The 10,314-nt window shown below is 62.5% G+C and carries 4 protein-coding genes and 1 pseudogene; all 5 read right to left on the bottom strand.

Annotated elements, in window-relative coordinates; all coding sequences use genetic code 11:
* Nucleotides 1–248 precede the first annotated feature (248 nt).
* The 5 genes and pseudogenes from HRQ60_RS10050 to HRQ60_RS10030 all read right to left on the bottom strand — a co-directional run bounded on the left by HRQ60_RS10050 (nt 249) and on the right by HRQ60_RS10030 (nt 10,264).
* Nucleotides 249–770, bottom strand: coding sequence for a DUF3221 domain-containing protein (locus tag HRQ60_RS10050; protein WP_172195680.1), 522 nt, complete (start codon nt 768–770; stop codon nt 249–251).
* A 104-nt stretch (nt 771–874) separates the two neighbouring features.
* Nucleotides 875–1,582, bottom strand: a complete 708-nt coding sequence (locus tag HRQ60_RS10045) for a DUF3221 domain-containing protein (RefSeq protein ID WP_172195679.1) — start codon at nt 1,580–1,582, stop codon at nt 875–877.
* A 165-nt stretch (nt 1,583–1,747) separates the two neighbouring features.
* Nucleotides 1,748–3,940 carry a DEAD/DEAH box helicase gene (locus HRQ60_RS10040; RefSeq protein ID WP_172195678.1) on the bottom strand — a complete coding sequence of 731 codons (2,193 nt, stop codon included), beginning with the start codon at nt 3,938–3,940 and terminating at the stop codon, nt 1,748–1,750.
* A 560-nt stretch (nt 3,941–4,500) separates the two neighbouring features.
* Nucleotides 4,501–5,781: pseudogene (locus HRQ60_RS10035) on the bottom strand (ATP-binding protein); the annotation flags it as partial.
* A 169-nt stretch (nt 5,782–5,950) separates the two neighbouring features.
* Nucleotides 5,951–10,264 carry a TerB N-terminal domain-containing protein gene (locus tag HRQ60_RS10030; RefSeq protein WP_172195676.1) on the bottom strand — a complete coding sequence of 1,438 codons (4,314 nt, stop codon included), beginning with the start codon at nt 10,262–10,264 and terminating at the stop codon, nt 5,951–5,953.
* Nucleotides 10,265–10,314 lie beyond the last annotated feature (50 nt).

Here is a 10,314-nt window from a genome sequence, read left to right as displayed (position 1 = left end):
GTCTGCCCAATTATCTCTTTTCTAATACTTTACGGCAATTAAACCCCTAAAAAGATATCTATGCAGCGAATAATTGCACAGCGACCCTTAATTCGCTTCGATTCTTCGGTTCAGCTGAAATAGATGCAGGATAACATCTATTTCCCTCTCAAACCGCCTGACATCTTCTTTTTCCGCGAAATAACGGTTCCTACGCATCTATTTCGCCATCAGCCGCTCATCTTCACCAAATAACGGTTCCTGCGCAGTTATTTGCCCAACTCATCCTGCACTTCAATCGCAAGCCTCCTGCGCTCCCCATCCAGCAGCTTCACGGTCCAGGCATCCCGTGCTTCGTCGTACATCGCTTCCTGCACAACAGGAACTCCCGATGATCCCTTCTTGAGCGAATCGAGCGCCCTCTCTACGGCTCGAGACTGCGCCAGTTCCGCTCCCTCGGGCCGGGGATCTTCCAGAATCTCGATTCGCGCGGCGGCGGCTTGTGCCGGGTAGGAGGTCATCACCGTGCTGCCCGGTTCCATCCAGACGCCAACGTGCATCCCGACCCGAATATCGGCGGTTTCCGGAGCACCGGAGAAGAAAGTCGCGTCGTAATAGGCATCGTCTTCTCCGTTATCGCCAAAATCCTCTTTTTCCGGCGAGACGACCAAAATGCCTTCCGGGTGTCCGTCTGGATCACGTACCCGCTGCCCGCGGAGACCAAGCCTTGTTCGTCTTTCGGATTTGTCTGCGGCCCGGATGATGCACGGCGGATCCGCAGGCCGATGCAATAAGCAGAGCCAGTCCTACCCCTCCGAACCCGACAATCCGTCGGCATCTATTCGATTCCCCGATTTGCCTATTCATCGAATACAGCCTCCTTTTCCGTATGAGGTTAATCTTCGATCTCGATCTGCACAGATTGCCGGTCTTCGTTCAGCAGTTCGATCCTCCATGAATCTTCTCCCGGCCTATATTCCGCGTCCCGCACAATAGCAAAAGAATGTTCGTCCGGCTCAAGCTGTCCGATAGCGTCGCGAACAGCTTCGGCCTCCGATAAATCCGCTTCTTGCGGAGGCTCGTCGTTCAACACGTCGACCCGTTCCGCGCCTGCTTGGCCGGGGTAGGATTCTTCTACCTGTCCGCCGATTGCCCAAGCTTCCACCTTCATGCCGACCTGAATCAGCTCCGGCGCCCGGCCGAACCAGGTTGCGTCGTAGTCATCCATATTATCCATGTCCGGGCCGAGTTTTCGACTCTCCGGCGATACGACCAGAATATGCGAACCTTCCTTTTTTACGACATAACCGATCATGCCGGAATACGGCTGCGGCTCGGAAGGCTGAAGTGCGTCGATACTGCCGACTGAGACACTAAGCTCAGGGTCGTCCCGCTGCGGATTCGGATCCAGAGGGACCTCGCAATCGGCAATCGTTCCTTCCGCAGCGCCGAGCGATCCGGATTCTCTACGATCCGTTTCCTTTCCGCAGCCGCTTACTGCCAGAGTCATCAGAAGCAGCAGCCCAAGCCCCATTACCTTTTTCACTTTCCCCGCCTGCCGGCTTCCAATCGATTTGGCCGGCGTCAATCCGCTATTCGGCAATATAATCCCCTCCCTGAGGTTCTCTTTTCCAAATATCCCATTTTCTTTCCGACGTTTCGGCATCGTTAAAAGTTGCATCCCAAGTTAACGCCAAAAAGAGCCTTCCCGTGATCTGACGAATACGGAAAAGACTCTTTTACCTATCATATCGCTGCGATTTAACGTTTAAAATACGCCCCGCAGCCCCCGCCTTAACCCTTCCAGATCCAGTCCGTCCGCCGCGAAAGCGGCACGGATCAGATTCGGCGGCGTGAACTCGTCGTACTTGCCGAGGTAAGGCGCTTCGAACTCGTCGAGCATCTGGATCGAATCTTCCATGCGCTCGCTCTCGGACAGGATCAGCTGCTGCAGTTCGTCCGCGTCGGTGCGTCCGGCCACGACCATATAATGCGGCTCCATCGGGACGATCGAACGAAGCGAGAGCTGCTGCGACAGATTGTTCTTCAGCAGGCGTTCCAGCGTCCGGAATTCCCGGCTGCCGATCCACGGCATGACGAACATGGAGTCGCCGCCCGCGGGCAGCACGAGTCGTTCGGTCAGGCCGGTCTCGCGGGACAGGCGTCGAGCGCGTTCGAGCCGGGCCGCCGCGTTGGGAGCCAGATACGGGTAGAGCGTGTTTTCCCGCAAAATATCCCGCATCTTGCGCACGATCCGCGTATGCATGTCGCCGCCGGCTCCGAGCCAGAGCGTATCGACTTTGCCTTTGGCGTGTTTGACGTAGACAGCTTTGTGTCGGTTGTCGACTTCTTCGACTTTCCAGAGCCGACCGGCGAGCGAGAAGCAGTAGCCGGCCGGCGGGACGGTCGTGATCGAACCGATCTCTTCCGAACCGTCGTAAACGGCATGCTCTTCTTCGTCCTGAAATACGGCATAGAAGCGGTAATGGCCCGATACGCGCTCGCCCATCAGTCCCACGATCAGCATGCCGTCTTCCGTCTGCTCGATATGGTCGGTCGCAAGCAGATACTCCAACAGCTCGCGGTACTGATCCGTCGTGAAGTTGGCAAAAGGAGGCAGTGTCAGCACGGATCGGGCGAGTTCGCCCGCTTCCGCTTCGCCAAAGCTGCGCAGCACGCTCATCGTCTGGTGATACAGCAGGCCAAGCGGCAGCTGGCGAACCGTCTGCGGCTCGATCCACTTCTCCTTGACATACAGCTCGCATACCGCGATCGCCCGCAGCAGCGTCCACGGCATACGGGCGGGAAGCTGCGCTTCCTCGTCGTCTTCTTCCGCGCAGACGAACATCATCTCCGCCACCGCGCCTTCGCGCCGGCCCGAACGGCCGAGCCGCTGGACGAAGCTGGCGCAGGAATACGGTGCGCCGAGCTGCATCACCCGCTCCAGGCTGCCGAGGTCGATGCCGAGTTCGAGCGTCAGCGTCGCCGCCGCAACCGCCGGACCGTAACCTTCTCGCAGGGCGGTCTCGGCTTCTTCGCGCAGCATCGAAGAGATGCTGCCGTGATGCACGTGGAACACATCGGGCTGCTGGCGCAGCTCGGCGATCCGGCGCATCTCCAGAATCGTCGTCTCGGCGACGGTGCGGCTGTTGGTGAAGATGAGCGCTTTTTTGAGATGGGTATGGTCGTAAATGAAGTTGTTGTACGACTTCTTCGCATTCTCCAGCGCTTCGCTCTGCCGCTCGTCGCGGGCATCCGGCATGGCGAAGTTCTCGATCGACAGCCGCAGCTTGCGTCCGCCCGGCGGCGAGACCAGCTCGACCGGAATACGCGTGCCGCCGGCCAGCCACGACTTCACGGCTTCGTAATCGCCGAGCGTCGCGGACAAGCCGATCCGGCGCGGCGAACAGCCCGCCATGCGGGACAGGCGTTCGAGCTGGCTCAGCACCTGGGAGCCGCGGTCCGCGCCCATGAAGGCATGCACTTCGTCGATGACGATAAACCGCAGGTCGCCGAACAGCGCCGGAATGGCGTTGGGGCGGTTCATCAGCAGCCCTTCCAGCGATTCGGGCGTAATCTGGAGCACACCCGACGGATGGCGCATGACTTTGGTCTTTTCGGACTGCGGCACGTCGCCGTGCCAATGCCACACCGGGATATGCGCATCGCGCATCAGCCCTTCAAGCCGCTGGAATTGGTCGTTGATCAGCGCTTTGAGCGGTCCGATGTACAGAATGCCGACCGAAGAAGAAGGTTCTTGTTCAAGCAGCGTCAGCGCCGGAAAAAAGGCGGCTTCGGTCTTGCCCGAAGCCGTCCCGGAAGCGATCAGCATATGATGGTTCGTATCGAGCACCACTCGGCTCGCTTCCACCTGTACTTCGCGCAGTTCTTCCCAGCCGCTGCGGTAAATGTATTCCTGAATAAACGGGGCAAGCCGGTAAAACGGATGCTCCGCGCTCACAGGTCAAGCTCCGCGAGAATATCGTCCGGCCCTTCTTCACCCGCTGCGGCGCTGCCCGGAAGCGTGTCTTCCGGCGATTCCGGCGAACGTTCGGAACGGGAGTCGGTCAAACCGCTGGCCGGACGCGCTTCCGATACGCCTCCGCCACGGAACGCCTGGCCCGCCGCTTCGTACGAGGCACCGCTGTACGGATCAAAAGCCGCAGCCCGCAGCCCGTCGACATTTTCTCCGCTCTGGAAGCCGCTTCCGCGCGGACGCGGCTTGGCAGAGAATTCCGGTTCCGGTGTGGATGCCGCCGAGCCGGCCGAAGAGAAGAGATCTCCGCCGGACTGCGGTCGCCCGGCATCCGCCAAGCTCCTACGGCGGGCCGGATGCTCCGAAGATTCGCTTCCGCCCGCGCCGGATGCACGCATGCCGGAATCGGAGCCTGGAGCCGTCGGTCCCGAATCGCTGCGGCTCGGTCCGATGTTTCCGCGCGGGGCATCCGTGCCGGTTCCGCCCGGAGCACCCGATACGCCAAGAGCGGGGCTGCCCGGTCCGCCAAGCGACAACCCGCCGATCTGCGGCGCGCGGCCCAGGACGTCCGGCAGCAGCTCGTCGAAGCTGCGGTCCGGATATTGGTGCAGCGTATTGAGCAGATCCATGAAGTCGCGCACGACTTCGCGGGTCGTCAGCAGCGCATCCGCGCCCATCCGGCCGAGCTCCGACTCCATGAACCGGGTCAGCTGCTTCTGATCGAGCGCCGCCGCGTAGCCGTAATGCGAAGAGTGCAGATCGCGCAGCTTCTCCAGCAGCACGAGAATCTCCGCGTGCGAGAGCATCTCCAGCCGCAGGATCGGGCCGGCGTAATGCAGCATGCCCGCCCCTTCGCCGAAGCGGCCCGCGACGAGCCGCGAACGCAGCGCGTCGTAGCTGAACAGCCCGCGGCGCTGGTCTTCCACGAACTGCGGCGTGCCGCCGAGGAAGATTCCGAGATGCTGCGCTTTGCCCTGCATCGTATCGTTGAAGATCGTCAGCAGCTTCTCGTAGTTGCTCTGCCGGGATACGGTATTCGTGATCTTGTACAGATTGACGCCTTCGTCGATAAACAGCAGCAGCCCTTTGTACCCGATCTTCGCCATGAATTCCGCCCACAGCTTCATATAGTCGTACCAGTTGTCGTCGTCGATGATGACGCCGACTCCCAGGCATTTGCGCGCTTCCGTCTTGGTCGGGAACTCGCCCCGAAGCCAGCGCAGCGCATTCTGCTTCAGTTCGTCGTCGGACATCTTGTAGCCGTTCCAATACGCCGACAGCACGCGCGCGAAGTCGAAGCCGTGTACCATATGCTCCATATTGCCCGTCACTTCGAAGATGCGCCGCTCCACTTCCACCTGCAATTTCTCATCGTCCGGCCGCAGTGAAAGTTCCGCCATCGCCTGCTGCTGGAGCGAAGCGAACCACTTTTGCAGCACGGCTTCCAGCGCTCCGCCATCGGGCCGCGTACGCGTCGACAGATGCGTCATCAGCTCGCGGTACGTCCCGAGTCCCTGCCCTTTGGTGCCGACCAACCGGCGTTCCGGGGACAGATCCGCATCGGCCACGACGAAGTCGCGATCCATCGCATAGTTGCGCAGAATCTGGATCAAAAAGCTTTTGCCGCTGCCGTAACGGCCCGTAATCAGCTTGAACGCCGCTCCGCCTTCCGCGACGTTCCCAAGCTCCCGAAGCACCGATTCGATCTCGAGCTTCCGCCCCACCGCTATATATTCAAGTCCGATCCGCGGCACGACGCCGGCGCTCAGCGAGTTCACCAGCGCCGACGATATCCGCTTGGGGATCTTCGTTTGATTAGCATTCACGTTCAGTCACCTCCGAATGTTGCTCCACGGGACGTCCGCCGAAGCGCATCGTCCCGCCCACACTATACCACAGTCTTTGTTTTTCTTCCGTTTCCAAAAACGTCTTTCTGCGCACGCAGGACCCTCCGTTCGCATTCAAACGGATACGGACGCGGGACATGCGCCGATTTCATTCCGGACGCAGTCCGGCGAGATTCTCCAAGTATTCTTCCAGCACTTCGCCGCCGTCGATCAACAGATCCCCGATCGCTTCCATCGCCGCTTCGTTGATCCGGTCGATCATCGTTTCCGGCAGTTCGCCGGAAGCGCCGGCAATCGCCATCCGCTGCGCCTCGTTTGAACCGAGCAGCACGGCGCGGATCATGGCACGCTCCGCCGGACCGAGCCTGGCGGCCAAATCCTGCCAGTCGCTATCCAGCGCGGAGACGTCCCATCCGTCCGAGGCGGCCGAGTCAGCCGGCAGCGAATCGCTGTGCGGCTCGGCACCTGAAGGCGGCGCTGCCGCTTCCGGAGCTGCGGCGGAGCGATCGGACGCTTCGCCGCATCCGGCTTCGTCTGTTCGCGGCGGCGCTGCGGCCTCCGAAAGTGCCGCAGAATCGGCTTCCGGCGCAGCCTCTTTGGAAGTTCCCGCAGCCCGAGACTCTTCGGGTTCAAACGACAAAGCTCCGGGAACCGTTTCTCCCGCCCAGCCGTATCCGGATTCTTCCGGCAGCTCGAGCGTCTCGAAACCTTCGTATTCATCGGCTTCGGGCGGCTCCCCTCGCTGTGAAACCTCTGGTACGGAGAGACCGGCGGCTTCGTCTGCCCGAACTGCGGCACTGTCTTCGCCGACCGCTTGGTCTGCGTCCGCGGGCGGGACCGGCTGCGGATCGTTCTGCCCAAGATCCGCCGGTTCTGCCGGGCTGCCGGATGCCATCAATTCTCCGGTCAGCATACGCAGCACCTCGTCGGAATCGCGGCGCAGCTTCTCCAATTCTTCAAGGTCGAACCGGACCTCGGGAAGTTTCGGCGGTTCCGGCGCGCGGCGCTCTTCGGGCGGCAGGAATTCGCGCTCCACCGCCCCGGCGATCACTTCGGCAAGTTCCGGATCAAGCTTGATCCCGCGCAGCCGACCGCCGAACTTGAAGCGGGCACGCAGTTCGTTCTCCGTCTGGCGGATCACCTGGGTGATGAAATCGCGCAGCTGCGCATGCAGTCCAAACTTCGGCGCTCGGACCAGAAACGTCCGCCCGTACAGCTCGGGATCGTACACGACGCTGCGGAACAAATAGCGTTCCGTAATCCGGATATCGGCTTCCCGGAACAATCCGGTCAGCCGGATCCCCCGGGAGCGGATCAGATGCTCGTCGAGCGCCTGTACAACAAGAGGCAGCACGCGCGGCAGCGTCTTTTTGCCCGCGTCCTTGTAGAAACGGCTCGTCGTGACGTCATAATCCGACAGCCGGGCAATCAGCTCCCAGGTTAGCTCACCCGGCTGTCCTTCGAACCGCCGGGACAGCTCGAGATCGAGCAGTTCCCCGGCGAGAAGCCCGGACGTCTGCTCGAGCGCGGGCGATTCCGGCAGATCGAGCGCATGGACCAGAGCAAATTCGCGCACCCAATCCGCCATGTAGCCGTCAAGGCGGCGGAACCTTGCCCGGTAGCTCTCCCATACGCGGATCAGCATCTCCAGTCCGTCATGCGGATGCTCCCATCCGATTCCGTTGATCAGCTCATAAATGTAGATAAACAGGTAAGACAGATCCGTCTCGACTTTTTCGCCTCGACGAAACTCGGTTCTCCAATAGAAATACCAGTGTTCCTGCTCGGGCTTCATCGCGGCAAACGTCGGCCAATAGCTTGAAAAAGGAGCGAACGGCACTTCTTCTTCCGTGCGTTCCGCCGTTTCGCGCGCGCGACGTACGAATTCCCGCTCCGCGGACTGCGGCTGCACGGGGCGTACCGGCCGGACTTCGCCTGCGGCGGAAGAAGACGTTCGGCGCCGGGGTACAGGCGCCGAACGTTCCGGCTGCGGACGCGAGGTCTGCGTGTCGCGCGGATCGGGTTGGGGCCAAGCACCCGGCGCGCGGGGCGGGATGGACATTCCCCGCCGCACAGGCGCTTCCGGGCGGGCAGCCGCTTCGTCGACGAACATCTCGGCCATGCCGGCCGCATCTTTCTTCCAGGAAGAGAGTTTCATTTCCGGTCTGTCCTGCAGCGGAGGCCGGCCGCCCGGCACCGCTGCCCCTCGGCCGGGGTCCAGCAGCAGGAAGCTGCGCGTCAGCGAATCATAGAGCTTCAGCAGCCGAATCTGTACGGCGCGGACACGCGCATCGTTCATAGAGCCTTCGTCTGAATAGACGGCGATCCGGACCCTCGCTTCGGCCGAGTCGATCCGGCTGAACAGCCGGGTCTCGTCCGAACGAACAGACGCGTCGGGCTCCAGCAGAAGCAGAATATCCGCCTGCAGCTTGTCTTCGAATTCGCCTTTTTGCAGTTGGGAGACCGGGCGCAGAATCAGCCCCGCCGTCCTTTCGGTAACGGCGGAATCCCGCATCCCCCCATCGGAAGCATCGGTTCCTTCCGCGGACCGGCTTTCCGTATGCCCCGAGGAGCCGTCCGCCTCCCGCGAAGGCAGCGGCATGCCCCGCCCGGTGCCTGCGGCGGAACCGGAATCCGCCGATTCTTCTTCGTTCCCGGACGAATCTCCGCGAAGCGGGCGTTCATCCGCCCAGCGCTGCAGACGTTCGACAAGGCCGCCGTCCGGCGCCGGATCGGAGTTCGTCGTTTCCGAACCGGTCCGCGCAGATCCGCCTTGAACAGAGGACTTCTCTTCCGCACGTCCGGTCGATAGAGGAGAGTATCCCTCGCCGGGTTCTCCGGGTTCTCCGTCTCCGGCCATCCCGCCCGCTGCGAGTTCTACCGCCTCGGCCAGTGCCGTCAGCAGATCGCGGCGCCCGACCACAACCAGCCGGCAGTCCGGTGCCGCGGCCAGCGTCTCCGCCGCAAAAGCCGCCAGCTCCGCCAGCCATCGCTCGGCTCCGCCGTACAGGCCGCCGTTCATGCCCCAGCCGGCCAGGTAGCGCAGATGCGCAAGCGCCGGCCGTTCTTCGCCGGCCTGCGCAGGCTTGGGCCCTTCGAGCGCCAGCGGCAGCTCTCCGGCCTCCGCCTCGCCCGGCAGCCCGAGGCGCTGCCGGTACGAGAAGCCGGCCGAGATCAGGCCGGCCGACCCTCCGCCCGCGCCGTGCTCGCGCAGGCTCCGGGCAAATTCCGGCGCCTCGAGGTCGATCCATCCGTCCTCGAGGCGCAGATACCGACGCCCCGCGCTCCAGGCGTCGATCAGCTCGGCGGCCGTGAACAGCCGCCCGCCCGCGCTCAAGACCGGCTCGGCGTGAACGACCCCCACGCCCCGCTCGAGGACCGGACCGCCGCGCAGCGACCAGCTCCAATCCGCTGCGTCGTAGAGCCGGTGCAGATCGCGGAACTTCGCCGCGCTTCGGCCCGCAATCAGCGGCCCCCATTCGCGTTCGACCAGGCGCGCAAATTCCGCCAGGGCTTCGCCGCTCACCGTTCCGCCGTCTGCGGAACCGAATAAACGGCTCACCGTCTCCGTCCCCAGGGCCGGACGCATCAGAAACGCCGGCCCCGCGTTCTCTCCCGAGCTGTCGGGCAGCCGTTCGACGAGGCGATCTCCTGCGCTGCCGCGCACCGGCCCGGCCGGTTCTGCATCCGAAGCGGCCTCCGCATTTCCGGCTCCGCCCGAATCGGACACGGCGGCTTCTTCGGCGCCGTCTCCGCTTGGGGCAAGCTGCAGCACATACCCTTCCAATCCGGCTATCCGCAGCCTATTCGCACCGCGGGAAACTTCAACGACCGCATGATTATCGCCGCAGTCCACAAGGTCGATCCGGCCCGCCGGTTCTGCCGAATACTCGATCTCGCTGCTCACGACAAGTCCTCGCCCGCGCATGGACGGGATCGTCCGAACGAGCAGTTCTTCCCATTCTTCCGGTCCGACCCGGCGTCCGATCCAGTCCAGGTCGTCTTCTTCGAAACCGGGCATATCGATCAGCTCGTATCCGGCGTCGACGAAGCGGCCGAACCAGCCCGGCTCCAGATAGAGCGCGCCTTCCGGCAGCCGTCCGATCAGCGAAGAACGTTCACCGTCGAGGAAGAACGTCAGACCGAGTCCCTGGTCCGGATCGGCCATTAGCGCCAATTCGACCTCGTCGCCCATATGCAGATGCACGCCCGGAGCATCGCCTCTTCCGATCGCTTTCAGCAGCGTGTCGCGTACGACAAGCAGCCGGGAAGCGCGGATCGGCGTCTCTTCCCGGTTCAGCCGATACTCCGGCAGCATGTAGCGCGGCAGCGGCGTCAGGGCATCGCGAAGCAGAACGGGTCCTTCCCCGTCCGTTGCACTCAGCCAGAACTGTCCTCCGCTGTCCGCATTCAGATACAGATGGTACGAATACGCCGCCGTCCTTGCGAAAAAGTCGCTCATTCCACTCCCCTGACTCCCTTGTCCGACAAATTGTAGAGCTGCGCCGATAA

Origin of the sequence: Saccharibacillus qingshengii, from assembly GCF_013185195.1 — a bacterium.
GTDB lineage: Bacteria > Bacillota > Bacilli > Paenibacillales > Paenibacillaceae > Saccharibacillus > Saccharibacillus qingshengii.
The sequence above is the reverse complement of the archived record's forward strand: the minus strand, read 5'-3'. Positions and strand labels throughout refer to the sequence as shown.